Annotated in this window: 29 protein-coding genes; 22 read left to right on the top strand and 7 right to left on the bottom strand. The window is 67.7% G+C overall.

The window, feature by feature from the left end:
- Positions 1–31: 31 nt before the first annotated feature.
- The 10 genes from atpB to glmU all read left to right on the top strand — a co-directional run bounded on the left by atpB (position 32) and on the right by glmU (position 9,536).
- Entirely contained in the window at positions 32–871 is an 840-nt protein-coding gene (atpB, locus tag ACR9ZH_RS11395; RefSeq protein WP_481290865.1) for a F0F1 ATP synthase subunit A, read from the top strand.
- An 81-nt stretch (positions 872–952) separates the two neighbouring features.
- Entirely contained in the window at positions 953–1,240 is a 288-nt protein-coding gene (gene atpE / locus ACR9ZH_RS11390; RefSeq protein WP_481290860.1) for a F0F1 ATP synthase subunit C, read from the top strand.
- 82 nt (positions 1,241–1,322) lie between these two features.
- A complete protein-coding gene (locus ACR9ZH_RS11385; RefSeq protein WP_481290859.1) occupies positions 1,323–1,793 on the top strand; it encodes a F0F1 ATP synthase subunit B in 471 nt (156 codons plus the stop codon).
- 2 nt (positions 1,794–1,795) lie between these two features.
- Positions 1,796–2,329, top strand: coding sequence for a F0F1 ATP synthase subunit delta (locus ACR9ZH_RS11380; protein WP_481290858.1), 534 nt, complete (start codon positions 1,796–1,798; stop codon positions 2,327–2,329).
- A 19-nt stretch (positions 2,330–2,348) separates the two neighbouring features.
- Positions 2,349–3,899: a F0F1 ATP synthase subunit alpha gene (gene atpA, locus ACR9ZH_RS11375; RefSeq protein ID WP_481290857.1), complete on the top strand. Its 1,551-nt coding sequence runs from the start codon at positions 2,349–2,351 to the stop codon at positions 3,897–3,899.
- A 74-nt stretch (positions 3,900–3,973) separates the two neighbouring features.
- Positions 3,974–4,882, top strand: a complete 909-nt coding sequence (gene atpG / locus ACR9ZH_RS11370; protein WP_481290856.1) for a F0F1 ATP synthase subunit gamma — start codon at positions 3,974–3,976, stop codon at positions 4,880–4,882.
- 69 nt (positions 4,883–4,951) lie between these two features.
- Positions 4,952–6,364, top strand: coding sequence for a F0F1 ATP synthase subunit beta (gene atpD / locus ACR9ZH_RS11365; protein ID WP_481290855.1), 1,413 nt, complete (start codon positions 4,952–4,954; stop codon positions 6,362–6,364).
- Between the two features lie 41 nt (positions 6,365–6,405).
- Positions 6,406–6,831 carry a F0F1 ATP synthase subunit epsilon gene (locus tag ACR9ZH_RS11360; RefSeq protein ID WP_481290854.1) on the top strand — a complete coding sequence of 142 codons (426 nt, stop codon included), beginning with the start codon at positions 6,406–6,408 and terminating at the stop codon, positions 6,829–6,831.
- 183 nt (positions 6,832–7,014) lie between these two features.
- On the top strand, positions 7,015–8,091 hold the full coding sequence (locus ACR9ZH_RS11355; protein WP_481290853.1) for an AsmA family protein: 1,077 nt from the start codon (positions 7,015–7,017) through the stop codon (positions 8,089–8,091).
- A gap of 68 nt (positions 8,092–8,159) precedes the next feature.
- Entirely contained in the window at positions 8,160–9,536 is a 1,377-nt protein-coding gene (gene glmU, locus ACR9ZH_RS11350) for a bifunctional UDP-N-acetylglucosamine diphosphorylase/glucosamine-1-phosphate N-acetyltransferase GlmU (RefSeq protein ID WP_481290852.1), read from the top strand.
- 110 nt (positions 9,537–9,646) lie between these two features.
- Here the strand turns inward: glmU and ACR9ZH_RS11345 are convergent, their stop codons facing one another.
- Positions 9,647–10,621: a chorismate transformation FkbO/Hyg5 family protein gene (locus ACR9ZH_RS11345; RefSeq protein WP_481290851.1), complete on the bottom strand. Its 975-nt coding sequence runs from the start codon at positions 10,619–10,621 to the stop codon at positions 9,647–9,649.
- A 196-nt stretch (positions 10,622–10,817) separates the two neighbouring features.
- On the opposite strand from ACR9ZH_RS11345, the gene ACR9ZH_RS11340 reads away from it, so the two are divergent.
- From ACR9ZH_RS11340 to ACR9ZH_RS11315, 6 genes are read left to right on the top strand one after another with little or no spacing between them, the layout of a single operon-like run.
- Positions 10,818–11,090, top strand: a complete 273-nt coding sequence (locus ACR9ZH_RS11340; RefSeq protein ID WP_481290850.1) for a phosphopantetheine-binding protein — start codon at positions 10,818–10,820, stop codon at positions 11,088–11,090.
- A 55-nt stretch (positions 11,091–11,145) separates the two neighbouring features.
- Positions 11,146–11,454 carry an ApeI family dehydratase gene (locus ACR9ZH_RS11335; protein WP_481290849.1) on the top strand — a complete coding sequence of 103 codons (309 nt, stop codon included), beginning with the start codon at positions 11,146–11,148 and terminating at the stop codon, positions 11,452–11,454.
- Positions 11,451–12,398, top strand: coding sequence for an LpxL/LpxP family acyltransferase (locus tag ACR9ZH_RS11330; RefSeq protein ID WP_481290848.1), 948 nt, complete (start codon positions 11,451–11,453; stop codon positions 12,396–12,398). Before ACR9ZH_RS11335 ends, ACR9ZH_RS11330 begins: the two co-directional genes overlap by 4 nt.
- On the top strand, positions 12,322–12,966 hold the full coding sequence (locus ACR9ZH_RS11325) for a LolA-related protein (RefSeq protein WP_481290847.1): 645 nt from the start codon (positions 12,322–12,324) through the stop codon (positions 12,964–12,966). Before ACR9ZH_RS11330 ends, ACR9ZH_RS11325 begins: the two co-directional genes overlap by 77 nt.
- Positions 12,963–15,287 carry an MMPL family transporter gene (locus ACR9ZH_RS11320; RefSeq protein WP_481290846.1) on the top strand — a complete coding sequence of 775 codons (2,325 nt, stop codon included), beginning with the start codon at positions 12,963–12,965 and terminating at the stop codon, positions 15,285–15,287. Before ACR9ZH_RS11325 ends, ACR9ZH_RS11320 begins: the two co-directional genes overlap by 4 nt.
- Positions 15,262–15,696 carry a hotdog family protein gene (locus ACR9ZH_RS11315; protein WP_481290845.1) on the top strand — a complete coding sequence of 145 codons (435 nt, stop codon included), beginning with the start codon at positions 15,262–15,264 and terminating at the stop codon, positions 15,694–15,696. Before ACR9ZH_RS11320 ends, ACR9ZH_RS11315 begins: the two co-directional genes overlap by 26 nt.
- 117 nt (positions 15,697–15,813) lie before the next feature.
- Here ACR9ZH_RS11315 and ACR9ZH_RS11310 read toward each other — a convergent pair whose 3' ends face one another.
- Genes ACR9ZH_RS11310 through ACR9ZH_RS11295 form a run of 4 tightly spaced genes read right to left on the bottom strand, consistent with a single transcriptional unit; the run spans position 15,814 to position 20,204 of the window.
- Entirely contained in the window at positions 15,814–17,409 is a 1,596-nt protein-coding gene (locus ACR9ZH_RS11310) for an NAD(P)/FAD-dependent oxidoreductase (protein WP_481290844.1), read from the bottom strand.
- Between the two features lie 25 nt (positions 17,410–17,434).
- Entirely contained in the window at positions 17,435–18,208 is a 774-nt protein-coding gene (locus tag ACR9ZH_RS11305) for a glycosyltransferase family 2 protein (RefSeq protein WP_481290843.1), read from the bottom strand.
- The gene (locus ACR9ZH_RS11300; RefSeq protein WP_481290842.1) at positions 18,205–19,005 is read right to left on the bottom strand and encodes a beta-ketoacyl synthase chain length factor; all 801 of its coding nucleotides are present in this window, start codon (positions 19,003–19,005) and stop codon (positions 18,205–18,207) included. The genes ACR9ZH_RS11305 and ACR9ZH_RS11300 overlap by 4 nt, the downstream gene beginning before the upstream one ends.
- On the bottom strand, positions 19,002–20,204 hold the full coding sequence (locus tag ACR9ZH_RS11295; RefSeq protein ID WP_481290841.1) for a beta-ketoacyl-[acyl-carrier-protein] synthase family protein: 1,203 nt from the start codon (positions 20,202–20,204) through the stop codon (positions 19,002–19,004). Before ACR9ZH_RS11295 ends, ACR9ZH_RS11300 begins: the two co-directional genes overlap by 4 nt.
- A gap of 86 nt (positions 20,205–20,290) precedes the next feature.
- Here ACR9ZH_RS11295 and ACR9ZH_RS11290 point away from each other — a divergent pair, with 86 nt between their 5' ends.
- Positions 20,291–21,001: a YdcF family protein gene (locus tag ACR9ZH_RS11290; RefSeq protein ID WP_481290840.1), complete on the top strand. Its 711-nt coding sequence runs from the start codon at positions 20,291–20,293 to the stop codon at positions 20,999–21,001.
- A gap of 38 nt (positions 21,002–21,039) precedes the next feature.
- Positions 21,040–21,942 carry an oxygen-dependent coproporphyrinogen oxidase gene (hemF, locus tag ACR9ZH_RS11285; protein ID WP_481290839.1) on the top strand — a complete coding sequence of 301 codons (903 nt, stop codon included), beginning with the start codon at positions 21,040–21,042 and terminating at the stop codon, positions 21,940–21,942.
- A 15-nt stretch (positions 21,943–21,957) separates the two neighbouring features.
- On the opposite strand, the gene ACR9ZH_RS11280 is transcribed toward hemF, so the two are convergent.
- Positions 21,958–22,611, bottom strand: coding sequence for a DUF4097 family beta strand repeat-containing protein (locus ACR9ZH_RS11280; protein WP_481290838.1), 654 nt, complete (start codon positions 22,609–22,611; stop codon positions 21,958–21,960).
- 151 nt (positions 22,612–22,762) lie between these two features.
- Between ACR9ZH_RS11280 and gpmA the strand changes: the two genes are divergently transcribed.
- Positions 22,763–23,497 (top strand): 2,3-diphosphoglycerate-dependent phosphoglycerate mutase, encoded by a 735-nt coding sequence (gene gpmA / locus ACR9ZH_RS11275; RefSeq protein ID WP_481290864.1) that lies wholly within the window; start codon positions 22,763–22,765, stop codon positions 23,495–23,497.
- A 99-nt stretch (positions 23,498–23,596) separates the two neighbouring features.
- The gene (locus ACR9ZH_RS11270; RefSeq protein WP_481290837.1) at positions 23,597–24,130 is read left to right on the top strand and encodes a CcdC protein domain-containing protein; all 534 of its coding nucleotides are present in this window, start codon (positions 23,597–23,599) and stop codon (positions 24,128–24,130) included.
- 21 nt (positions 24,131–24,151) lie between these two features.
- Here the strand turns inward: ACR9ZH_RS11270 and glnK are convergent, their stop codons facing one another.
- The gene (gene glnK, locus ACR9ZH_RS11265; protein WP_481290836.1) at positions 24,152–24,490 is read right to left on the bottom strand and encodes a P-II family nitrogen regulator; all 339 of its coding nucleotides are present in this window, start codon (positions 24,488–24,490) and stop codon (positions 24,152–24,154) included.
- Positions 24,491–24,665: 175 nt separating this feature from the next.
- Here glnK and ACR9ZH_RS11260 point away from each other — a divergent pair, with 175 nt between their 5' ends.
- Both ACR9ZH_RS11260 and ACR9ZH_RS11255 read left to right on the top strand, forming a co-directional pair.
- A complete protein-coding gene (locus tag ACR9ZH_RS11260) occupies positions 24,666–24,920 on the top strand; it encodes an accessory factor UbiK family protein (protein ID WP_481290863.1) in 255 nt (84 codons plus the stop codon).
- Between the two features lie 176 nt (positions 24,921–25,096).
- On the top strand, positions 25,097–26,596 hold the full coding sequence (locus tag ACR9ZH_RS11255; protein ID WP_481290835.1) for a YifB family Mg chelatase-like AAA ATPase: 1,500 nt from the start codon (positions 25,097–25,099) through the stop codon (positions 26,594–26,596).
- Positions 26,597–26,658: the final 62 nt, after the last annotated feature.

Here is a 26,658-nt window from a genome sequence, read left to right as displayed (position 1 = left end):
ACGTATTTGCATTCAGATTCAAGGGTTGAGCATGGCGAGCGAACCGCAGGGCGGTCTGACCGAATACATCCAGCACCATCTGAACCACCTGACGGTGAATTTCAGCGCCGACCATTTCTGGTTCTGGAATCTCCGCGCCGATTCCATCCTCGTGTCGTTCGGCCTCGGTGCCGCGTTCTGCCTGTGGTTCTGGCTGTTCGCGCGCAAGGCCACCTCGGGCGTGCCGTCGAAGGGCCAAGCCCTCGTCGAGCTGGCCATCGAGTTCGTCGACACCCAGGTGAAGGACACCTTCCACGGCGACCGCCGCACGGTCACGCCGCTGGCGCTGTCCATCTTCATGTGGGTGTTCCTCATGAACGCGATGGACCTGCTGCCGGTCGACCTCGCCGGCTGGCTCGTGCACACCTTCGCGGGTGACGAAGTCGCCCACCACACCTATTTCCGCATGGTGCCCACCGCCGACATCAACACCACCGTGGGCCTCTCGGTCGCCGTGCTGTTCATCGTCATCGGCCACGGCATCAAGGCCAAGGGCGGTTTCGGTTTCGGCAAGGAACTGCTCACCGCCCCGTTCCATGCGAACAATCCGGTCGCCAAGCTGATCCTGGTGATCCCCAACTTCCTTCTCAACGTCGTCGAAACCCTGTCGAAGCCCGTGTCGCTCGCCATGCGACTCTTCGGCAACATGTACGGCGGCGAACTGGTGTTCATGCTGATTGCCGGTCTGATGGTGAGCTGGATCAGCTTCGTGCCTGGCGTCGTGTTCAACACGGCGTGGGCGATCTTCCACATCCTGATCATCGCCCTCCAGGCGTTCATCTTCATGATGCTCACGATCGTCTACATCGCCACCGCGCGGGAACACCACTAACTCACCGCTCCGACGTTAGAACCTTCGGCTCCATCCTTTTCGTTTCCACCCTTTCGCCATTCGTTATCCCAGGAGAACACCATGGAACTCGCCTCGCTCCTCGCCCACGTCCAGGGCATGACCGCCATCGCCATCGGCGTGATCATCGGCCTCGGCGCGCTCGGCGCCTGTCTCGGTATCGCCGTCATGGGCTCGAAGTTCCTCGAGTCGGCCGCCCGCCAGCCTGAGCTGGTCCCGCTGCTCCAGGGCCGCATGTTCCTGCTCGCCGGCCTGATCGACGCGGCGTTCATCATCGGCCTCGCCGTGGCCCTGCTGTTCGCGTTCTCGAACCCGCTGGTCGGCGTCGTGCGCGCCGCGGTCGCCGGCTAAGCAAGCGTCCGTCCTGTCGCCGTGACCCCTGGGGTCACGGCGATCGTCAGTACCCAAGCGTTCGGAGTCTTTCGGAGAGATCATGGAAATCAACATGACCTTCCTGGGCCAGATGATCTCTTTTGCGATCCTGGTCTGGTTCACCACCAAGTTCATCTGGCCCCAGCTCAACGGTGCCATCGAGGAGCGCCAGAAGAAGGTGGCCGAGGGTCTCGCCGCCGCCGAGCGCGCGCGCGCCGAGCTCAAGGATGCCGACGCCAAGGTCGCCACCGAGATCAAGCAGGCCCGCCTGCAGGCGACCGAGATCATCGACAAGGCCCAGCAGCAGGCCAACCAGATGCTGGACAAGGCCCGTGCCGAGGCCACCAGCGAGATCAACCGCCTGAAGGCGCAGGCCCAGGACGAGATCGCCTCGATGGCCCAGCGTGCGCGCGAACAGCTGCGCGAGCAGGTCGGCGCGCTGGCCGTGAAGGGTGCCGAGAAGATCGTCCAGCGCGAGATCGATCCGGCGGCCCACAAGGCCTTGCTCGACCAGCTCGCTGCCGAGATCTGATCATGGCCCAGGCGCTCACTCTCGCCCGACCGTACGCGCGCGCCGCTTTCGAAGTGGCGCACGCCGCGGGTGCGCTGGCCGACTGGTCGGCGGCGCTGAATTTCGCCGCCGCCGTCGCGGCCGATCCGCAGGTCGCGGGGCTCGGCAACGATCCGCGCGTGCTGCCGGCGCAGCTCGTCGCGGTCCACCTTCCGCAAGGCATGGCTGCCGACGCACCGTTCGCCCGTTTCCTCGAGGAACTGGCGGATAACCGGCGCATGCACCTGCTGCCGGAAACCGCCGCGCTCTACGACCAGTACAAGCTGGAGTCGGAGTCGACCCTGAAGGTCAAGGTCACGAGCGCCCTGGATCTCGACACGGCGCAGACCGAACAACTGCGTGCCTCGCTGAAGCGCCGCTTCAAGCGGGAGATCGAACTGGATACGCACGTCGATCCGGCGTTGCTCGGCGGTGTCGTCATCGACACGGGCGAGCAGGTCATCGACGGTTCGGCGCGAGGCCGCCTGCAACGGCTGGCCAGCGCGCTGACGCACTGATTTCATATAGGAACCGACCATGTCCAGCACCACTCTGAATCCGTCCGAGATCAGCGAACTGATCAAGACCCGCATCGAGCAGTTCAAGCTCGGTGCCGAGGCACGCAATGAAGGCACGATCATCAGCGTGTCCGACGGCATCGTCCGCATCCACGGCCTCGCCGACGTGATGCAGGGCGAAATGATCGAGCTGCCGAACAACACGTTCGCCCTCGCACTGAACCTCGAGCGCGACTCGGTCGGCGCCGTGGTGCTGGGCGAATACCAGCACCTGCGCGAAGGCGACGCGGCCAAGACCACCGGCCGCATCCTCGAAGTGCCGGTCGGCCCGGGCCTGCTCGGCCGCGTCGTCGACGCGCTCGGCAACCCGATCGACGGCAAGGGTCCCATCGACGCCGCGGGCACCAGCCCGGTCGAGAAGGTCGCTCCGGGCGTCATCTGGCGCCAGTCGGTCGACCAGCCGATGCAGACCGGCTACAAGTCCATCGACTCGATGATCCCGATCGGCCGCGGCCAGCGCGAGCTGATCATCGGCGACCGCCAGACCGGCAAGACCGCGGTGGCGATCGACGCGATCATCAACCAGAAGGATTCCGGCATCCGCTGCATCTACGTGGCCATCGGCCAGAAGCGCAGCTCGATCGCCAACGTGGTGCGCAAGCTGGAAGAAAACGGCGCGCTGGCCAACACCATCGTCGTGGTGGCATCGGCGTCCGAAGCGGCCGCGCTGCAGTACGTCGCGCCGTACTCCGGTTGCGCCATGGGCGAGTACTTCCGCGACCGCGGCGAAGACGCGCTGATCGTCTATGACGACCTGTCGAAGCAGGCCGTGGCCTACCGCCAGATCTCGCTGCTGCTGAAGCGTCCGCCGGGCCGTGAAGCTTACCCGGGCGACGTCTTCTACCTGCACTCGCGCCTGCTCGAGCGCGCTTCGCGCGTCAGCGCCGAGTACGTCGAGAAGATGACCAACGGCGAGGTGAAGGGCAAGACCGGTTCGCTGACCGCGCTGCCGATCATCGAAACCCAGGCCGGCGACGTGTCCGCGTTCGTGCCGACCAACGTGATCTCGATCACCGACGGCCAGATCTTCCTCGAGACCGACCTCTTCAACGCCGGTATCCGACCGCCCGTGAACGCCGGCATCTCGGTGTCGCGCGTCGGTGGCGCCGCCCAGACGAAGATCGTGAAGAAGCTCTCCGGCGGCGTGAAGCTGGCCCTCGCGCAGTACCGCGAGCTGGCCGCGTTCGCGCAGTTCGCCTCGGACCTGGATGCCGCCACGCGCGCGCAGCTGGACCGCGGCCAGCGCGTCACCGAGCTGATGAAGCAGTCGCAGTACTCGCCGCTGTCGATCGCCGAACTCGGCGTGTCGATCTACGCGGCCGAGAAGGGCTACCTCGACGACCTGCCGGTCAACAAGGTGCTGCCGTTCGAGAAGGGCCTGCACGCCTTCATGCGCCAGAACCACGGCGAGCTGATGGCGAAGATCGACCAGACCGGCGACTGGGACAAGGACATCGAGGCGACCTTCAAGGCCGCCGCCGACGAGTTCAAGAAGACCGGCAGCTGGTAAGAGCGAAACGCGCGGGGCACCGGCGGCAACGCCGGCCCCGCGAGCTGGCGACACCCTTTCAAGACGAGTAAGCCATGGCAAGCGGCCGCGAAATCAAAACCAAGATCAAGAGCACGCAGAACATGCGCAAGGTGACGCGCGCGCTCGAAATGGTCTCGGCGTCGAAGATCCGCAAGGCGCAGGACCTGATGAAGGCCTCGCGTCCCTACGCGCGCCTGATGCGCAAGGTCATCGCGCACGTCGCCCAGGCCAGCACCGACTTCACCCATCCGTTCCTCACCGAGCGCGGCAACGTCGCCCGCGTGGGTTTCATCGTGGTGTCGACCGATCGCGGCCTCGCCGGCGGTCTCAACTCGAACCTGTTCCGCCGCGTGCTGGCTTCCATCCGCGAGTGGCAGGGCAAGGGTGCCGAGATCGACGTGGTGGCCGTGGGCCAGAAGGCCGTGCAGTTCTTCCGCCGCATCAAGGGCGTGAACCTGATCGGCACGGCCACCCATCTTGGCGAGAAGCCGAAGCTCGAAGACCTGATCGGCGTCATCAAGGTCGTGCTCGACGCGTATTCGGACAACCGCCTGGACCGCGTCTTCCTGGCCTACAACGACTTCGTGAACACCATCGTGCAGAAGCCGGCCATCGACGCGCTGCTGCCGCTGTCGGTGGTGGCCACGGAGCTGGAACAGGCGGGTGGAGTCGCGTCGGAAGGCGTGAAGGTCGAGCAGACCCACGACTGGGACTACATCTACGAACCGGATGCGCGCACGGTGCTCGAGCACCTGATGACGCGCTACATCGAGTCGGTGGTGTACCAGGCGGCGCTGGAGAACCTCGCCAGCGAGCACGCCGCGCGCATGGTCGCCATGAAGGCCGCGTCGGACAACGCCAGCAAGGTCATCGGCGAACTGACCTTGGTCTACAACAAGGCCCGCCAGGCGGCGATCACGCAGGAAATCTCGGAAATCGTCGGCGGCGCCGCGGCGGTCTAAACGAAATGCGAAGGCGACGCGGAAGCGGCGCCGCTACAGAACCTAAAGAAGATTCATCCGGAGCATTCCATGAGCCAGGGTAAAGTTGTTCAGATCATCGGCGCGGTCGTCGACGTCGAATTCCCGCGCGACCAGGTACCGCAGGTCTACGACGCACTGAAGATCGACGGCACCGAGATCACCCTCGAAGTGCAGCAGCAGCTGGGCGACGGCATCGTGCGCACCATCGCGCTCGGTTCCACCGACGGCCTGCGCCGCAACCTCATCGCCCGCAACACCGGCGAAGGCATCAAGGTGCCGGTCGGCAAGGCCACGCTCGGCCGCATCATGGACGTGCTCGGCAACCCGATCGACGAAGCGGGCCCGATCGGCGAGCAGGAACAGTGGGTCATCCACCGCGAAGCCCCGTCGTACGACGACCAGGCCGCCGCGAGCGAGCTGCTGGAAACCGGCATCAAGGTCATCGACCTGATGTGCCCGTTCGCCAAGGGCGGCAAGGTCGGCCTGTTCGGCGGCGCCGGTGTGGGCAAGACCGTGAACATGATGGAACTCATCAACAACATCGCGAAGGCGCACTCGGGTCTGTCCGTGTTCGCCGGCGTGGGCGAGCGTACCCGCGAGGGCAACGACTTCTACCACGAGATGAAGGACTCCAACGTTCTCGACAAGGTCGCGATGGTGTACGGCCAGATGAACGAGCCGCCGGGCAACCGCCTGCGCGTCGCGCTGACCGGCCTCACCATGGCCGAGTACTTCCGCGACGAGAAGGACGAGACCGGCAAGGGCAAGGACGTGCTGCTGTTCGTCGACAACATCTACCGCTACACGCTGGCCGGTACCGAAGTGTCGGCGCTGCTGGGCCGTATGCCGTCGGCCGTGGGTTACCAGCCCACGCTCGCCGAGGAAATGGGCGTCCTGCAGGAGCGCATCACCTCGACCAAGACCGGTTCGATCACGTCCATCCAGGCCGTGTACGTGCCCGCGGACGACCTGACCGACCCGTCGCCGGCGACCACCTTCGCCCATCTCGACGCCACGGTGACCCTGAGCCGCAGCATCGCCTCGCTGGGTATCTACCCGGCCGTGGATCCGCTGGACTCCACCAGCCGCCAGCTCGACCCGGGCGTGATCGGCCAGGAGCACTACGACGTGGCCCGCCGCGTGCAGGGCACGCTGCAGCGCTACAAGGAACTCAAGGACATCATCGCCATCCTCGGCATGGACGAGCTGTCGCAGGAAGACAAGGAAGCCGTGTCGCGCGCCCGCAAGATCGAGCGCTTCTTCTCGCAGCCGTTCCACGTGGCCGAAGTGTTCACGGGCTCGCCGGGCAAGTACGTCCCGCTGAAGGAAACCATCCGCGGCTTCAAGATGATCGTCGACGGCGACGTGGACTACCTGCCGGAGCAGGCCTTCTACATGGTCGGGGGCATCGACGAAGCCATCAAGAAGGGCGAGGAGATGGGTGCGAAGAAGGCCGCCTGAGCCTTCGCCGTTCCCATCCCTGACCAACGGAAGACCAGCCCATGACCCATACCATCCGCGTCGACATCGTCAGCGCCGAAGCCGAGATCTACTCCGGCGAAGCCACGCTCGTGGTCGCCACCGGTGAGCTTGGCGAGCTGGGCATCGCGCCGCGTCACGCCCCGCTGATCACCCGCCTGAAGCCGGGCCACGTCGACGTGGTCGGTACCGGTGGCGAGCGTCAGCAGTTCTACGTCTCCGGCGGCATCCTCGAGGTGCAGCCGCAGGTGGTGACCATCCTCGCCGACACGGCCGCCCGCGCGGCCGACCTCGACGAGGCCGCCGCCCTGAAGGCGAAGGAAGAAGCCGAGGCCGCCCTGGCGAACCGCGGCCAGCAACTGGACGTGGCGGAAGCCCAGGCCAAGCTGGCCGAGGCCTTAGCCCAGCTCCAGGCCCTGGAGCGCATGCGCAAGACGCTCAAGCACTGATCCCTTCGGGTAGGAGCGCGCCCTGCGCGCGACATCTTTTCGCGAAGAGCAACAGGACCTGTTGCTCACGGCCCCAAAAGACGTCGCGCGCAGGGCGCGCTCCTACCCGCCGAGGCGTCTCGTTCATGAAATAACGACTCGGGGCGGGCCACACTGGCCGCCCGCTACCCCGGTCCCCCTGCCATGCGAACCCGCTACCGCCGCAGCCTCTGGATCATCGGCGTCATCGCCGTGGTGCTCATCATCGGGCGCATCCTCCTGCCATATGCGGTGCTCGACTACCTCAATGGCCGCCTCTCGCGCATGGGGTCGTACTCGGGCCACATCGCCGACATCGACATCCACCTGTGGCGCGGCGCGTATTCCATCGACCGCCTGACCATCAAGAAGGTCGACGGCAAGGTGCCGGTGCCGCTGTTCGACACGGCCAGGGCGGATGTTTCGTTGAGCTGGCGGGCCATCGCGCGGGGCCGTATCCGCGGGAAGATCGATTTCTTCGAGCCCGTGGTGAACTTCGTCGACGGCCGGGGCGAAGGCGACACCCAGACCGGCAAGGGCGTGGACTGGCGCGCACCGTTGCGCGCGCTGGTGCCGACGCGCCTGGACGAGGTCAACGTGGTGAACGGCACCGTGACCTTCCACAACTTCGTCTCGAGCCCGAAGGTGGACCTCAAGGTGACCGACGTGAACGGCACGGCCACCAACCTCACGAACGTGCAGGGCGAAGGAGGTTCCCGCGTCGCCCACCTGCACGCCACGGCGAAGGTGCTGGGCGACGCGCCGCTGGAGACGCGGGCTGAGTTCGATCCCCTGGAGCGGCTCGGCGATTTCCGCTACGAACTGAGCATACGCAACATCAAGCTGATGAAGGCCAACGACCTCGCGCGTGCCTACACCGGCCTGGATTTCGCGGGCGGCGAGGGTGACTTCTTCATGGAACTGCAGGCGCGCGACCGCCGCCTCGACGGCTACGCCAAGCCCCTGTTCCGCGGGCTGAAGATCTTCAGCTGGAAGCAGGACGTGGAACAGGAGAAAAAGAACCCGCTGAAGCTCGCCTACGAGGCTGTCGCCGAAGGCGTCACCAAGCTGTTCAAGAACCAGCCGAAGGACCAGTTCGCGACGCGCGTGCCGATCTCCGGCACGATCGACGACAAGAGCCTCTCGGCCATGGACGCGATCGTCGGCATCCTGCGCAACGCCTTCGTGGAGGCGTACAAGCCCAGCCTGGAACACCTGACCGAGCGACCGAAGGACGAGTAGCCGACTTGGCATCGGGGTGCAAAACGCGCGAAAGTGCGCCCCACGTTCCAAGGCAGGCACCCGAACCCATGACGGCTACACCCCTCCATGTCCTCATCCTCGCCGCCGGCGAGGGCAAGCGGATGAAGTCCGCGTCGGCCAAGGTGCTGATGCCCCTCGCCGGGCGGCCGCTGCTGGCCCACGTGATCGACGCGGCCCGGACCCTGGATCCCGCAGGCGTGCACGTGGTGTACGGCCACAATGGCGAGCAGGTGCGCGAGGCCTTCGCCGCCGACACGGCCCTGGGCTGGATCGAACAGCGCGAGCGTCTCGGTACCGGGCACGCGGTGCGCATGGCGCTGGAAGCCCTGCAGGCGCAGGGCCGCCTCGAGGGGCGCGTGCTGGTGCTTTACGGCGACGTGCCGCTGATCCGCCCGGACACGCTATCCGCGCTGGTTTCCACCAGCGAGCGCCTGTCGATGCTCGCGACGCGCCTGGCCGATCCGAAGGGCTACGGGCGCGTCGTCGTCGACGCGGCCGGCCATGTGCGCCACATCGTCGAGGAGAAGGACGCGAGCGCCGCGCAGCGCGCCATCGACCTCGTGAATACCGGCATCGTCGCCGCCGAAGCGGCGCGCCTGCTGGCCTGGACGCAGCGCCTCGGCAACAGCAACGCGCAGGGCGAGTATTACCTTACCGACGTATTCGAGATGGCCTCCGCCGAAGGCATGCCGGCCGCCTGCGTCGACTGCGAAGCCAGCGAAGCCTCGGGCGCGAACGATCCCTGGCAGCTCGCCGACCTCGAGGCCCTGTACCGCGAACGCAGTGCCCGCGCGCTGGCCCTCACGGGTGTGCGCCTGGCCGATCCGCGCCGTCTCGACATCCGCGGCAAGGTCGCCGCCGGCCGCGACGTGGAAGTGGACGTGAACGTGATCTTCGAAGGCGACGTCGTGCTGGGCGACGACGTGCGCATCGGCCCCTTCACCCGCGTGCGCAACGCGAAGCTCGCGGCCGGCACCGTGGTGCTCGCGCATTGCGACCTGGACGGCGTGGTGACGCACGGCCCGTGCACCATCGGCCCCTTCGCGCGCCTGCGCCCGGGCACCGAACTCGCGGCGGGCGTGCACATCGGCAACTTCGTCGAGACGAAGAACGCCGTGATCGCCGAAGGCTCCAAGGCCAACCACCTGAGCTACCTCGGCGATACAGCGATCGGTCGCAAGGTGAACATCGGCGCCGGCACCATCACCTGCAATTACGACGGCGTGAACAAGAGCCGCACCACGATCGAGGACGGCGTCTTCGTCGGTTCCAACAGTTCTCTGGTGGCTCCGGTGACGCTGCACGCGGGCTCGACCATCGGCGCGGGCTCGGTCATCACGAAGGACGCCCCGGCGGATACGCTGACGATCGCGCGCGGCCGCCAGACCAGCATCGAAGGCTGGCACCGCCCGACTAAGAAGTAAGCGCGCGCCGTGCACTGTAGGAGCGCGCAGAGCGCGCGACAGCTCTTGGGGCCGTGAGCAACTGGCCCTGTCGCACTTACGCGAAAACCTGTCGCGCGCGATGCGCGCTCCTACACCCGGTAACGCCAGCCGTCGATCTCGATGAGCAGTTCTGCGCGGCAGATGTCGCCGTGCAGCAACACCAGCGGTGCCTCCGGGAAGTGCTTCGCGGCGAACGCCTCAATCGCCGTCAGATGTTCCGGATGCCGCACGTAAGCCTTGAGCGGGGCCGAGCGTCCGAAACCGGCGGGGAGGCCGCCGGCGGCAAGCAGCGCCTCGAGATTGCGCAGGGTTTCGGCCAACTGCGCGTCGATATCGCCCGCATGCGCCGATGCGTGCCCCACCACCGCCGCGGTGCCCGAGATGGCCAGCACGTCGCCGGCAGGCAGCAGCGTGGCGCGGGCGAAACTCGGCGGCGTACGCCCGTATTGCCGCGGATAGCGCCAGGCGCTTACCTGGCGGGGGTTCTCCACCCGCGTGCCGGGCCTGTCGGTGGCGAGCAGGTACACCTGCAGCAGCGCGGGGTCCGCGTGATGGCCGATCGCCGTCGCCGCCGGAAAGCCCTGGGCGAAGACTTCGCCCATGCCGCCGATGCGCCCGGTGCAGAAGTGCTTGTAGCGCTCGTCGTCGTCTTCGCCGGCGTTGATCGCGCCGAGGTAGTTCCAGATCCGCTGGACGTGCTGTTCCGGCGCGGCCGCCACGAAGCGGGAGAGGAGGCCATAGGCATGCCGTGCGGCGGCCTCGGTGCCGCCGTGCTCGTCCTCGCGGCACTCGACGGCCGCGAACAGCCAGCCGCCGCCGCGCGACCAGCGCAGGTCGCCGTCGCGTCCGCTGCGGACCTCGCCGTCCACTTCCCAGATTTCCCTCAAGGCTCCACCGAACGGCTCCAGCGCCACACGCAGCCAGCGCGGGTCGCCGGATGCCGGAGCCGCGGCGCCAAAATCGAAGGCCGCCAGGGTGGAAGGCGAAAGTGCGCCGGTTTCACGCAGGTAGCGCACGCGTGGCGCGGCGTGCGCATGGGCGGTCTGGGGCGCGGGCTCGCGCATTTCGCTTCCTGGGAGCATCGAGTCTTCCTACCAACGCGGTCGCGCCATCATATCGTCCCGGCGCCGGGCCGAAGCGTGAACGCCGCGCCCGTCGTCAGGCTGAACCGCCCAAAGCTGGTCCAAAGACCCCTGTGATAAACTTCGCGGCCGCTGCCATCCGGGGGGAGGCAGGAACATCCAGGACCTGGAAACATCAATGGCAACGCAGACCGCAGCACAGCAAGAACTGGCCGAACTCATCGTCACCAGCCTCAATCTCGAAACCGTGAAGCCCGCGGAGATCGATCCGGACGCCCCGCTGTTCGGCGGCGACCTGGGCCTCGACTCCATCGATGCACTGGAAATCGCGCTGGCCGTGTCCAAGCGCTACGGTTTCCAGCTGAAGTCCGACAACCCGGACAATCGCACCATCTTCACGAACCTGCGCTCGCTGTCGGAGCACATCGAACAGCACCGGGCCACCGCCTGACGGCCGTTCAGTCCGCACTCGCCCGGAGCATGGTTTGCTTCGTCCGGAGATGCCGATGACCGAGACCGGACCCGCGCCCTTCGTCTGCCCGCTGCGTTTCGACGCGGCGCACCCCAGTTTTGCCGGACACTTCCCTGGCCGCCCCATCGTGGCCGGCGTCCTCTTGCTGGAAGCCGCCGCGCTCGCCTTGCGGCGCTGGCGCGGGCTCGCGCTGCGCCAGGTCGTCGACGCGAAATTCATCGCCCCGCTGCTGCCTGGCGAGGACGCGGAGCTGGAACTCGCCGCGCTCGGCGACACCCGCTACCGCTTCACGGTCCGCCGCGGCGCGGATACGCTGCTGCGCGGCACGCTGGAGGGCGCATGAGCCACTGGAAGCAACAGGAAGGCGGCGGCTGGTTCGCGATCTGGCTGATCCGCACGATCGCGTTGCGGCTCGGCCGCGGCGTGGCGCGCGCGCTGCTCTACCCCATCGCCTTGTACTTCTTCCTGCGCCGCGCGGACGAGCGGGTCGCCTCGCGGACCTACCTCGAGCGCGTGCTGGACCGTCCGGTCACGCACTACGACGTGTTCAGGCACATCCACATGTTCGCGGCCACCTTGCTGGACCGCCTGTTTTTCCTCGCGCACGGCGAACGCGATTTCGCGGTGGACATCGAGGGCGTGGAAGCGCTCGACTACTGGATCGACCAGGGCCGGGGCGTCCTGCTGATCGGCTCGCACCAGGGCAGCTTCGAAGCGCTGCGCGCGGTAGGTGCGCGGCGTCCCGACATCCCGCTGCGCGTCGTCCTGGATAAACAGAAGACCCCGGCGCTCACCGCCGTCCTCGAAGCCCTCGCGCCCGATGTCGGCGCGGCCGTGATCGACGCCTCGCGCGGCGGTGCCTCGGTGGCGCTGGCGATGGCCGAAGGCGCGGCGCAGGGGGGCATGGTGGCCATACTGGCCGACCGCGGCCATCCGAACGAAGCAACCTGCCGCGTGCCGTTCCTCGGCCGGCCCGCGCCTTTCCCGGTCGGCCCCTGGCTGCTCGCCTCCGCCCTGAAGATTCCCGTGGTGCTGTGCATGGGCATTTACCTCGGGGGCAACCGCTACCGGCTGATCTTCGAGACCTTCTCGGACGGCATCGACATCCCGCGCGCCGAGCGCGCGGCCGCGCTGGACCGGCTCATCGCACGCTACGCCGCACGGGTGGAGCACTACGCCCGTCTTTATCCCTTCAACTGGTTCAATTTCTATGACTTCTGGCAAGAAACTGGCCCTGCTGACGAGCCTGCTGCTGCCGCTCACCTGCCTAGCCACTCCGACGCCTGATGCGGACGACGCGAACGCGCTGATCGCCACCTTGCATCGTCCGGCGCCCGCGCGAACGCCCTTTGCGGAAGCGCGCTTCATGCGCGTGCTGGACAAGCCGCTCGTGGTCTCGGGCGAACTGGCCTGGCTCGGCGGCGACCGCCTGGAACGCCGGGTGGACAAGCCCACCCGGGAAGTCTCGACCATCGCCGACGGCGAGGTGACCCAGGAGCGCGAGGGCAAGAAGCCGCGCAGCTTCTCGTTGAAGCGCGCTCCGCAGTTGCAGGTCCTGCTCGACAGCTTCGTCGCGCTGCTTGCCGGCGATCCGTCGCGGCTCGGCCAATCCTTCGACGTCAAGCTCGCCCGCGACGCCGATCGCTGGCAGCTCACCCTCACGCCGCGCGACGCACGCGTGGCGAAGCAGATCGCGGGCATCCACGTGTACGGCAGCGGTCAACTCGCCCGCTGCATGCGCATGGACGAAAGCGACGGCGACACCTCGATCGACCTCCTCGGCGACCTCGCCGCCAGAATGCCGGCGGAGCCGACCCGCGAAGGCCTGATCGCGCAGTGCGGCGGCGCGATGTGAGGGGCGCACGCCTCGGCTTGCTGGTCGCCTGGATCGCCGTCCTCGCACTGTTGGGGGTACTGGTGGCCACGCAGCTGAAGGTCGGCACCGACCTGCGCAGCTTCATGCCCGCGCCGACCACGCCCGACCAGAAGCTGCTGATGGAGCAGGTGGGCGAGGGGCCGGGCTCGCGCCTGCTGCTCGTCGCCATCGAGGGTGGCGACGACGCGACGAAGGCGTCGCTCAGCCGCGGACTGGCGGCCGTCCTGCGCAAGGATCCGCTGTTCACCCAGGTGGTGAACGGCGATTTCGACCTGGGCATGCTCGACAGCAGCCTGCTGCCCTACCGGTACCTGCTCTCGCCGACGCTCGATGGAGGGGCGCTCGACGAGGCGTACCTGGCCGACCAGCTGCAGCAACGCCTGGACGACCTCGGCTCGCCCGCCGCGACCCTGCTCAAGGGGCTGCTCCCGCGCGATCCCACGCTCGAGACGCTGAAGCTGGCCGAACGCTGGACACCGGTTCGCTCGCCCGAAGTGCGCGAAGGCGTGTGGTTCTCGTCGCAGGGGGAGGCCCTGCTGCTGGCGCAGACGCGCGGCGCGGGCTTCGATCCGGGCGCGCAGGACGAGGCCATCGGGCGTCTCCGCTCCGCCTTCGCGGCGCTGCCTGGCAGCGCTGCCTCGCATCTGACGATCAGCGGTCCGGGTTACTTCACCGTCGTGGTGAACGCGCAGACGCGCGACCAGGCCGACTGGATCGGGCGTATCTCGACGATCGGCTTCATCGTGCTGATGCTCGCGGCGTACCGCAGCGTGAGCAGCCTGCTGCTCGGCGCCTTGCCGGTCGCCACCGGCGCGCTCGCGGGCATCGCGATGCTCACCGCGTGCTTCGCCGAAGTGCACGGCATCACGCTGGCCTTCGGCTTCACCTTGCTCGGCGTGGCCCAGGAATACCCGATCCGCCTGCTTAGCCACCGGCGCGAGGGCGAATCCGCGGTGGCGAGCGTGCGCGGGCTGTGGCCCCTGCTGCTCACCGCGATCGCCTCGGCCTGCATCGCCTACCTCGCTTTTTATGCGTCCGGCGTCGGCGGGCTCAAGCAGCTGGCGGTGTTCACGATCACCGGTCTGCTGGCCGCGGGTTTCAGCACCCGCTACGCGCTGCCCTACCTGCTCCCCGAACACGCGCGCGACGTCGCCGGCATGCCTGGCCTCGCGGCATTCCGTGGCTGGCTGGACGCGCTGCCGCGACCGCGCTGGCTGCCCATACCCATCGTTGCCGCCGTGGTCGCGATGATCGCCTTCGCGCCTGGCCCCTTCTGGCAGAACGATCTGTCCGCACTCACGCCGCTGCCGCGCGACCTGCTCATGACCGATGCGCGCCTGCGCGGCGAACTCGGCGCGCCGGACGTGCGCTACCTCCTGATCGTGCAGGCGAAGACCGCCGACGAGGTCCTGGTCGCCTCGAAGAAACTGGAGCCGCGCCTGCGCGAGCAGGTGGCGGCGAAGGCGCTCGACGGGTTCGAACTGCCTTCCATCTATCTTCCCGACCTCGCGACGCAGCGTGCGCGGCAGGCGAAACTGCCGGATCGCTCGGCGCTCGACGCAGCGCTGGAGCAGGCACTCGAAGGCATGCCCTTCCGCAAGGACTTGTTCGCGCCCTTCGTCGACGACGTGGAGACCGCGCGCAGCGCGCCGCTGCTGACGCCGGAGGTGTTCGCGCGGTCGCCGCTGGGCCAGCGTCTCGCCGCGATGCTGGTGCAGCGCGGCGACCACTGGGTCGGGCTGTCCACCCTGAGCGGCGTGCACGATGCGGCCGCCGTCGCCGCAGCGGTTGCCGCCGCCGGTCCGGGAGCGCGCCTGCTCGATCTCAAGGAAGCCTCCGAATCGCTCGTCGCCGAGTACCGCACGCGCATCCTGCACGCTGTGCTGGCCGCGGGCCTGCTGTTGTTCGTCACCATCACGCTGGCGCTGCGCAGCATTCGCCGCGCATGGCACGTGCTGGCGCCGATGACGCTGGCGACCTTCCTCGTGCTGGCGGTGGAGCGCATGGCAGGCATTCCCGTGTCGCTGTTCCACCTCGTGGCGCTGATCCTCGCCGCGGGCCTGGGCCTGCACTACGCGCTGTTCTTCGAGCGCGACACCGGCGATCCCGCCGAACAGCGGCGCACGCTGCATGCGACGGTGGTCTGCGTCATCGCCGCACTGCTCGTGTTCGGCATGCTGGCCTGGTCGTCGATTCCCGTGCTGCGCGCGATCGGCCTTACCGTGGCGCTGGGCGTGGCCTTCCACTTCTGCCTTTCGATCCTGATGGCCCCGCATGCTCGCCAAGACCGAGTTCATTGACCTCATTCCGCACGCGGGCGACATGTGCCTGCTCGATGGCGTGCTGGCCTGGGACGCCTCGACGATCCACGCGATCAGCACGAGCCACGTGCTCGCCTCGCATCCGCTGCGTGGCGAGGAAGGGCTGCACGCCGTGCACCTCGCCGAATACGGCGCGCAGGCGATGGCGGTGCACGGTGCGTTGAGCGCAAGGGATCAGGGCAGGACGGAGCCGCGTCCCGGCATGCTGGTGAGCCTGCGCGGCGTGAAGCTGGCCGTCGATCGCGTGGATACGCTGCAGGGCAGGCTCGACGTGCACGCGGAGTGCCTGCTGGCCGACGAGAGTGGGGCCCAGTACACCTTCCGCATCGAACACGACGGTGTGGAGATCGCCTCGGGAAGAGCGGCGGTCATCCATCGGCAGGGATAGCCGACGACCCGGAGGGGCAGCGCGAAAGGGTGACTGATGAGGAGCCTGACCGGCCCCTCCGGGCCGACAGGAACAGTCTGCGCCACGCGTGTCTCAGGGAACGAGACGGCTCGAAACTCAGGCCACGCGGGCGAACAGTTCCATGCGCCGTCCTTCGGCCTCGACCAGGTGTTCGTATCCCTCCACCACGGACGGATAGTCTGCCGCGGCGTGCTCCACGATGCTCGACGCCAGCGCGCGCATCATGCGTACGTTGTCGCGCAGCCGGCGGGCGAGCGTGTCGTCGTTGAGGCTGTCGTGCAGCGTGGCATTCATCTCGGCGAACCAGGTGAGGTCGCGCTGGTCCATCATCGTCTTGCCGTTGCGTCGCCCAGACAGGGCATGCCAGCGCTGGAAGAAGGTCTGCATGACCGTGTTGAGCTCGGCCGACTCCATCAGCTCCGGCCCCAGGCGGGTGATGAACCCGGAATCGCCCAGGCGATCCTGGAAGACGATCTGGCAGAGCACGCCCCAGTAATACGCGTAATCCCAGATCACCTTCACCGGCAGCACTTCCGGATCGCCGAAGAGGTTGTACTGGCCGCGGTACATCTTCAGCGTGCTCTCGTAGAAAGAGAAGAACATCCGTTCGTAATGGCGGGCGTACGGCGCCAGCTTCTCGCCGCGCCGGTCGGCGCCGACCAGCAGCGTGATGTAGGTATTGGCGATGGCGATGAAATCGCTGCCCGGCGAATAGAACGGATCGAGGAACGCACCGGCCTCGCCGGTGAGCGCCCAGCGGTCGGACGAGAACATCCGCGAGCAGCCGTAGGAGAAGTTCCGGAAAAAGGCGAAGTCGAGGAGTTTGTCGCGCCGCGAAGCCACATGCTTCGCGACGACCGGCTGGTGCTCCTCGAGCCACGCCAGCGCGAGGTCGAAGGTCTTCATGCTTTCCAGCGGATGCATGGCGGCGTCGGCGACGATGCCGACCGAATGCGCGCCGGACGAAAGCGGGATCAACCATACCCAGTAGCCGGGGCCGACGAGGTGGTTGGTGGAGCGCCAGCGCTCCGGCGGGTGGCAGCGATCCTTCCACACCGCGTCGTCGCACCAGTCGTCGATCGCCAGCCGCTCGCCGATCCGGAACCACACGGCATTGGCGTGATGGCCGTTGTCGCGGGTGAGGTCGAGCTTGCGGCGCATCAGCCCCGCCCGGCCGGATGCGTCGATCAGCCAGCGGGCCTGCAGGCTTTCGTCGTCCGCGCCAGCGGTGAAGCGCACGGTATGCGGCTCATCGCCGGCACCGATGTCGAAGCCGCGCACCGTGACGCCTTCGCGGAAGTCGATGCCGCGGCGGCGCGCCTCGTCGCCGAGGAAGTTTTCCAGGATGCCGCGGTCGATCTGGTAGCTCGGCGTGGGAAGCACCGCGCTGACGCCGAGTTCGGTGACCTCCTCGAGGTTGTGGCTGCCTTCGGAGAAGAAGAAGCGGAAGCCGAACTTGCGGATGTGAGCTTGCTCGAGGTGGTCGAGCAGGCCGAGGGTGTCGCCGAAATAATGCGCGGCGATCTCGACGGTGGACTCCCCAACCTTGTGGGCGGCTTCGGGCAATGGCCGCGCCTGCCGCTCCAGCACGACGATGTCCATGTCCGGGTGGGCGCCCTTGAGCTGCATGGCGAGGGTAAGGCCGGCGAGGCCCCCGCCAAGGATCACGGCGTCGTGCTGCGTGCGCTCCATCGTTCGATCCCCTCGTGCGCTTATGTCAGTGTACGGCCGAGCTTACCGTTCCCTTGTCGTCGACGATCGTGGGATGGGCCCGCGACCGCCGGTAACTGGCGACGATGCTGCCATAGTGGAGCAGCCGGCCTATCGTATACGTGGTGATCCGCGTCACGTCGCGGACAGGCTGGAAGTGGCTGAGGCGGAACTCGCCCTGGTAGCGCGATGCGATGGGCACCGAGACCACGCCGATACCCCGCTCGCGGCAGGCAGTGATCAGTACGGCCGCCTCGAAGACGAAGTGCTCCGCAGGGAGATCGACCAGATCCAGGGTTTCCCGTGGATAGAGTCGCTGTCCGCTCTGCGTGTCGACGATCGGCCGGCCGCAGGCCCAGGAAATGCCCCAGTCGGCCACCGCGTTGGCGCGGCGGCGCCCGCTCGGCTGCTGCTCGCGGTCGAGCAGGCGGGCGCCGATGACGATGTAACCGGGATAGCGTTCCGCCGCGGCGAGGATGGCGGGGATGTCGGCGGCGAGGTGCTGGCCGTCGCCGTCCATCGTCACCACGCCGTCGTAGCCCATGCGGCGCACTTCGCGGAAGCCGGTGCGCAAGGCCTCGCCCTTGCCCCGGCGGGTTTCATGGCGGAGCAGGGTGACCGGCAGCGCGCCGACGATGTCCGGGGTCCGGTCGTCCGAGCCGTCGTCGACCACGATGATGGGCAGGCCCAGTTCCAGGGCTTCGGCAACCACGCGTCCGATCGCCCGTTCCTCGTTGAGACAGGGGATGAGGATGCAATAGCGTGGCGTAGCGATACTCATGTGGCCACTCCGATGTCGATGTGCAGGTCGAGACCGCGCGCCGCGGGAAGGCGCAGCGCCGAAGGGCGGGTGAGCGCCAGCGCATGCATCAGCGGAACGGCGCGCGCGGAAGGATTGCTTGCCGCCAGCCCGTCCAGCCACGCGTGACCCAGCGCTTCGGCGCCGCTGTTGCCGCGCTCCGGCGTGATGTCCAGCCGAATCGCCGCGCCGTCCGCGCGCGGCGAAAGCACCAGGGCGACGGCGAACGGGCCGGTGGTGCTGGTCATCTCGCCGAGCGGTCCCGTGCCGGCGATGTCGTAACTCGCCAGGAGCACGTCGCGATCGTCCGCCACGGCGAGCGTGGCCGCTTCGAGCAAGCCGGCGCCGAAGGCTTCCTCGCCGCCGGAGACGGCACTGGACGACGCATGGCAACCGGTGGCGATGGTCCAGTAGCCCGCCGGCGCGTTGTGCACGGAGTTGTGGAATCTGGTCGGCGAGAGCTCCAGCGGGTTGCCGGCCAGCGTCTCGCACATGTAGTCGGTGATGACCTGGTCGCCATGCGCGGAGGCGAACACGCAGGGCAGGTCGGCGGCGTCGCGACCGCTCATGCGCACGGCCTGTCCCGCGGCGGCCGCGGCGAGGAGAACGCTTTCCGGCGCGCGGCGCCGCTCGTTCGGCGGGAGCACCTCGGCGAGCGGCCGTGCGTATTCGCCCGGCGCCGCCGCGCCGCTGGCGATCTCGCGGAACGCATGCCAGTCCGCCGCACCCGGTGCCCACAGTCCGATGCCGCTGATCCACACCGACAGTGCCGGGCTCATGCGCGCCGCTCCGCGCGGGCGAAGGCCAGGCATGCGTTGTTGCCGCCGAAGCCGAAGGAATTGCTGAGCGCGATGTGGATATCCGCCGCTTCCGTCTGCCAAGCCATCTGCGGTCCGCACAGGGGATCCGGCGTGTCCGCGCCGAGGTTGCCGGGAACGCGGCCGTCGCGCATCGCGAGCAGGGTGATCGCCGCTTCCAGAATGCCGGCGGCACCAAGGGTGTGGCCGGTGAAACCTTTCGTCGAACTCGCGCGGGTCGAGGGAGGGAAGGTCCGCGCGACGAGCGCAGCTTCGACTTCGTCGTTCTTCTGGCTGGCGGTGCCGTGCAGGTTGATGTAGTCGACGTCGCCCGGCTCGATCCCTGCGCGGGCCAGCGCATCGTTCAGTGCGAGCTCCGCGCCCAGCCCTTCCGGATGCGGCGTCGACATGTGGTGCGCGTCGCTGGCCTCGCCGTAGCCGATGAGCAAGGGCGCGTCGGTCGCCGCTTCCACGCGCTCGAGGATGGCGAAGCCTGCGGCTTCGCCGATCGAAATGCCGTTGCGGCCCGCATCGAACGGGCGGCAGGGCTCGGGCGAGACGAGCTCGAGCGAATTGAAGCCGAACAGCACGCTGTCGCACAGCGTGTCGGTGCCGCCGACGATGGCGGCGTCGATCAAGCCGAGGCGGATCATCCGCTCCGCGTTGGCGAATACCTTGGCGCTGGACGAGCACGCGGTAGCCACGGTGAGGCAGGGACCTTCCAGTTCGAACGCCGCCGCGACGAAGCCAGCCAGCGAGTGAGGCGTGTGCAGCACCGGGCGATGCAGGTCCGCCGGCATCCGCCCATGGTCGAGGCGGCGGTAGCCTTCCTCGGTCGCACCGATGCTGGCCGTGGACGTGCCGAGCAGGACAGCCACGCGCGTGGCGCCGTAGCGCTCGCGCAGCGCGCGCACGGCGTCGGCGAAGCCGTCCTGGCGCAGGGCGATCCAGGCGAGCCGGTTATTGCGGCAATCCCATACGGCGAGTTCCGGCGGAAGCGCTTCCTCTTCCACGCCTGCGACGCGGCCGATCCAGCAGTCGAGCGGGGCCACGCTGAAATCGTTCGGGGCGAGGCCGCCGCGCGAGGCGGCAAGGGCGTCGGCGTGGGCCTGCAAGCCGCGGCCGAGGGCGGAGGTAGCGGTGTAGGCAGTGATGGCGAGCGGTGTCATGGGATGGGGCATGCGGCGAGCCTATCCTTTTTGATCCGTAGCGTCGCGTGAACGCGCGAGTGCGTTCAGGCGATACTGCGCTTCCTCGGGATGTAGCCATGTCCGGTATCCAAGCCCCCAACATTCTGCGTCGCGGCGTATGGCGTTACCTAAGCGATCGCGACATCCTCGTGGCCGCGCTGGTCACCGCCGTGGCTGTCGTTGTCAGCCTCGGCCTACTCTACGCCGCGCACCTCGCCCGGGTCTGCTGGCTCGCGGCGCGGGCACCGGCAGGCGCGACCGGCCGTCGGGCAATGCTGATATTCGGCCGTCGGCTCATAAGCGACCTTCCCGAAGCCGACTTTGCCGGGCGCCTCGCCCGTGCCCGCAGCGATGCACTCGCGGGACTGGCCGACCGCGTGCTCCTCCTTGGCGGCTACAGTGGCGGCTCGATCAGCGAGGCCGAAGCGGGCCGCCGCTGGCTGATGGCGGAAGGCTGGCCGGCGGCCGTGCCGCTCGAACTGGAACAGGCCTCCATCGACTCCCTCGAAAACCTGCGGCACGCCCGCGTTTTGCTGCGGGAACGGGACGACGAGCCGTTGCCGCCGGTGTGGCTGGTGACCAGCCGCTACCATCTCGCCCGCTGCCTGTACCTGGCACGGCGCCTGGGCTTCGATGCCTCCCCCGTCGCCGCCGAGGAGCGCCTTCCGCTCGGCCGCCGCTACGTGACCCGGCTGTTGATGGAGGCGGGATACCTCATGTGGATCGACACCGGCATGCGCTGGGCCGCGCTCACCCGCAACCGGCGCATGGCGACCCGGATTTCCTGAGCTAAGCTTGGCGGCCATCCACCGCGAAAGAATGTGCCATGTCCGAACAAGCCGAGCTCGCCGCGTCGTTCCTGCGAGGCCTGCAGGACCGCATCTGCGCAGCCATCGAGGCGGTGGACGGCACGGCGCGCTTCGAGGAGGACGCCTGGACGCGACCGGCCGGTGGCGGCGGACGGACGCGCGTGCTGCGCGAAGGCACCATCTTCGAGCAGGCGGGAGTCAATTTCTCCCGCGTGTCGGGCTCGCCCTTGCCGCCGAGCGCCACGGCGCACCGTCCCGACCTCGTCGGCGGGAGCTTCATCGCCACCGGCGTCTCGCTGGTGCTCCACCCGCGCAATCCGTACATCCCGACTACGCATGCCAACGTGCGCTACTTCGAAGCCTCGAAGGAAGGCAGCGACCCGGTATGGTGGTTCGGCGGCGGTTTCGACCTGACGCCGTATTACCCGTTCGACGAGGACGTGCGTCACTGGCATAGCGTGGCCAGGGACCTCTGCGAACCTTACGGCGACGATGTCTACGCCCGCTACAAGCGCTGGTGCGACGAGTACTTCTACCTCAAGCATCGCGGCGAAACGCGCGGCGTGGGCGGGCTGTTCTACGACGACGTAAACGAAGGCGGCTTCGAGCGCTGCATGAATTTTACCCGCGACATAGGCAACGGTTTCCTCGATGCCTACCTGCCCATCGTGCAGCGACGGCGCGACATGCCGTACGGCGAGCGCGAGCGCGAGTTCCAGCTCTATCGCCGCGGGCGCTACGTCGAGTTCAATCTCGTCTACGACCGCGGCACGCTGTTCGGCCTGCAGTCGGGTGGCCGCACGGAATCCATTCTCATGAGCCTGCCGCCGCGCGTGCGCTTCGAATACGGCTACACGCCGGAGGCAGACAGTCCGGAAGCACGGCTCCAGGAATACCTGAAGCCGCGCGACTGGGTGTGACGGGACAGGCGAAGGTTACGGCGTCGAGCCGGAGAATTTCTTCGCCGTCGCACCCTCGATCTTGCCGACCGTGGCCGAATCGCTGACGTAGAGTTCCACGTCACGCTCGAAGGTCATCGTGCCCTGGACGACGGCGTGCGGGCCGATGACGATCTTCGGTACGCGATCACTGTTGCTGTTGAAGAAGCCCCAGGACGGTTTCTTCACCAGCAGGCCGCCCTCGACCCTGGAGCCCTCGCCGATCGTGACATCGGCGTTGGTGGTTTCGATGCCGCCGCCGACATGGGCGCGCTCCAGGCTGATCTCGCCATTCACGTTCTGCAGGTGGCCCTTCACGTCCGCGCCTTCCTCGAGGCGGACCTTGCCGTTCACGTTTTCCAGGTCCTGGGACACGCGTGCCTTCTCGTTGAGGGTCACGGAGCCGTTGACGGTTTTCACGAGGGTCGCCGTGGCACCCTCGCCGATTTCCACCGAACCGTTCACCGTGCTGGCCTTCTGCACCACGGCGCGGTCGCCGATGCGCACCGAGCCGTTGACGGTGTGGACGTCGCCCGCGTGCTGGCCCGCGTCGACCGAGGCCGTGCCGTTGACCTTACTCACGTCCTCCTGCGCGAGGGCCGCGCCGGACACGGAAAGGGCGATGAGGAGGGAAATAAGGGTTCGACGCATTGCGGGACTCCGCGGGTGGAATGAACCCGTAGGATGCACCGTTTGGCTCCAGGGTTTAGCGTGACTGACGACAGGGGGTGGCGCCGGAGCAAAGTTGACGGCTCCGGGCCCACGCTCCACCATCGGTTTTTTCCTTCCCGCGTGGGACGCCATGTACAAGCTCGTGATGATCCGCCACGGCCAGTCGGCCTGGAACCTCGAAAACCGCTTCAGCGGCTGGGCCGACGTCGACCTCAGCGAGCAGGGCGTGGCCGAGGCCCGCGAGGCCGGGCGGCTGCTCAAGGAAGCCGGCTTCAGCTTCGACCTGGCCCACACCTCCTACCTGAAGCGGGCCGTGCGCACGCTGTGGCACGTGCAGGACGAGATGGACCTGATGTGGATCCCGGTGGTGACCGACTGGCGCCTCAACGAGCGCCATTACGGTGCCCTGACCGGCCTCAACAAGGCGGAAACCGCAGCGAAGTACGGCAACGAACAGGTCCATGTCTGGCGCCGCAGCTACGACACCCCGCCGCCGGCCCTCGAGCCAGGCGCGAAGTCGTTCGCCGACGACGAGCGCTACAAGGGCATCGACGTGCCCCTGACCGAATGCCTGAAGGACACCGTCGCCCGCGTCATGCCGTACTGGCACGAGGTGCTGGCGCCCGCCATCCGCGCGGGGCACAACGTGCTCATGGCCGCCCATGGCAACTCCATGCGCGCGCTGGTGAAATTCTTCGACGGGATCTCGGACGATGACATCGCCGAGCTCAACATCCCGAACGGCATCCCCCTGGTGTACGAGTTCGATGCGGAACTGCGCCCGGTAAAGCACTACTACCTGGGCGACCAGGCCGAGATCGAGGCCAAGATGGCCGCCGTGGCCAACCAGGGCAAGGCCAAGTAGGGCGGGTGACAGGCGTCACCCTCGATGGGTCACAAGGGCCCCTCGAACGGTGACGCCGCTTCGCTAACCTGGCCTCACATCCACCCAAGAGGCTTCGCCATGCTGGCTCCGTCCGCCGTCTCGCTCATTTTCACCGTGCCGCTGATGGCGTTCGCCGTGTACCGCCGCGTGCGCGGCAGCTTCGGCCGCCAGCCGATCCGTACGAAGCGGATGACGGTTCGCGTCGCGATCTTCGCGGTGGTGATCGGTCTGCTGATGCTTTCGGGCCTGCAGGACATCCGCCTCGCCGAAGGCGCCCTTGGCGGCGTGGTGACGGGAGCGGCCCTGGCGATCCTGCTTGGCCTCCGCCTGACCCGGTTCGAGATCGGCGGCGACGGTGCGGACTGTTACGTACCCAACCCCTGGCTGGGCGGCGTGCTCACGGCGCTGCTTCTGGGCCGGCTGGCCTGGCGCTTCCTGATGCTGGCGCCCGCGATGGCCGGTGGCGCCGCGATGGCCGCGCACGGCCCGGCCCCCGGCAACAGCCCGCTGACGATGGCGATCGTCGGGCTTACCATCGGCTACTACCTCGCCTATTACGCCGGCATCCTCGTGCACCACCGCCGATACAAGCGGGCCCTGCAGGCGGCCTGAGGCCTGCCCCGGCGCCCTCGCTCAGAGGGCGTCGTTGTCCAGTTCGCCGGTGCGGATGCGGATCACCTGCTCGAGCGGGCTGACGAAGATCTTGCCGTCGCCGATCTTGCCGGTGCGGGCCGCCTGCTGGATGGCCTCGACCACGCGTTCGATCTGGTCGTCGGCCACGGCCACCTCCAGCTTGATCTTCGGCAGGAAGTCGACCACGTACTCCGCCCCGCGGTACAGCTCGGTGTGGCCTTTCTGCCGGCCGAACCCTTTTACCTCCGTCACCGTCACCCCCTGGACCCCCACCTCGGCCAGGGCTTCGCGGACGTCGTCCAGCTTGAAAGGCTTGATGATGGCGACCACCAGCTTCATATATCACTCCTCGTGCGCGACCCGCCGCCGCGCGGGAGGTCATTGTGCCATCCGGGTCCGGGGTCGTCTCCATACGGTGGCTTGTAGGAAAAACCCTACACTACGTGTAGGTGTCGGCCTATAGCGCCGACGAGCCAGTCACCTAAAATTCATTCACGACATCGAGGTGCGCAAGATGGATGTGCAGGGTATCGATCAACTCGCACAGCGGTTGGCATCGTTGGTTCCGCCAGGGTTGGCGCAAGCGCGTGAGGATCTGCACGCCAACTTCAAAGATATTCTGGCGCAGGGACTACGCCGCCTCGATCTCGTAACCCGCGAAGAATTCGATGTTCAGAGCCAGGTGCTTGCGCGTACGCGCGAACGGCTCGAGCTTTTGGAAAAACGCCTCGCCGATCTCGAAATCAGCGCGGCGCAACGCGGCCAGTAAGGACGGCCGCACGTCCCGGGACCGCCCCCGATCCGTCACCCTCACCCCGAGAGCGGTCGGGGGCGGTTATTTTTTCCTAGTGAGCGCAAGGGAGTGCGTATGCAGAGCGGATCCAGCCCGGATCGGGAGCGTGCTCTGCCGGCCCATATCCGTTACCGGTTACGATACGCCTTGCCATGAGCCTCGCCGTCACCCTTTCGCGTGCGCAGGAAGGTGTCGCGGCGCCCCAGGTGATCGTCGAGGTCCACCTGTCCGGCGGACTCCCTTCCACCTCCATCGTGGGCCTGCCTGAAGCGGCGGTGCGCGAGGCACGCGATCGCGTGCGCGTCGCCATACAGAATACCGCCTTCGAATACCCGAACCGGCGGGTCACCGTGAACCTCGCTCCTGCGGAGCTCCCGAAGGACGGTGGCCGCTTCGACCTCGCCATCGCCCTCGGCATCCTGGTGGCGGGTTCCCAGGTGCCCCGCGAGCGCCTCGACGACTGCGAATTCCTGGGCGAGCTGGCCCTTTCGGGCGAGTTGCGCGCCGTGCCGGGCATCCTGCCGGCCCTCATCAGAGCCCGCCGGAGCGGTCGCCGCATCGTGGTGCCGCGTGCGAACGCCGCCGAGGCGGCCTTGATCGGGGAAGGTGACGTCCTCCTGGCTGGCAGCCTGGCCGAAGTCTGCGCCTGGCTCAGTGGGCACGCCGAACTCGCCGGCCCGGAAGCCGCCGATTTCCAGGCGATGCCGACCTGCGGGCCGGACATGCGGGACATCCGCGGCCAGTACCAGGCCCGGCGCGCGCTCGAGATCGCTGCGGCGGGCGGGCACCACCTCCTCCTGATCGGACCGCCGGGCACCGGCAAGACCATGCTGGCGGAACGCCTGCCAGGCATCCTGCCGCCAATGACGGAATCCGAAGCGCTGGAAAGCTGCGCCGTCCGCTCGCTTTCGGGCGAAGAGATCGACCCGGGCTGCTGGCGCCGCCGGCCCTTCCGCGCGCCACACCATACGGCCTCGGCCGCCGCGCTCGTCGGCGGCGGTTCGTCGCCACGCCCCGGCGAGATCTCGCTGGCGCACAACGGCGTGTTGTTCCTCGACGAGTTGCCCGAATTCAGCCGCCACGTGCTCGAAGTACTGCGCGAACCGCTGGAATCCGGGCAGATCGTGATCTCCCGGGCGGCCCGCCAATCCACCTTTCCTGCGGAATTCCAGCTCGTCGCGGCAATGAATCCGTGTCCCTGCGGATACGCCGGCGATCCGCTGCACGAATGCCGCTGCACGCCCGACCAGGTGCAGCGCTACCGCTCGCGCATCTCCGGGCCGTTGCTCGACCGCATCGACTTGTGCGTCGAAGTGCCGCGCGTTCCGATCGCTGAGCTCTCGGCAGCGCGCGGACTGCACGACGACGACAGCGCCGCCGTGCGGGCGCGCGTGATCGCCGCGCGCGAAAAGGCGTTACTCCGTGCGGGACAGGCAAACGCCGAGCTGAGCGTGGTCAACCTCGAGCGTGACTGCGCGCTCCCGTTGGCCGAGCGCGAGTGGCTGCAGGCAGCGGTCGAGAAGCTCGGTGCATCCGCGCGCGCATACCACCGCATCCTGCGCGTGGCGCGGACCATCGCCGACCTCGACGGTGGTACCGGGTGTGTGGAGCAGGGGCATCTGGCGGAGGCGTTGCATTACCGGAGGTTCTGAGCCGTGACTTGAAGTTGTGTATCAAGCGCTCCATAATGACTGTTATGGAGCAATCGATACAT

The organism is Luteibacter sp. SVR4-7G (assembly GCF_056755555.1).
The sequence above is the reverse complement of the archived record's forward strand: the minus strand, read 5'-3'. Positions and strand labels throughout refer to the sequence as shown.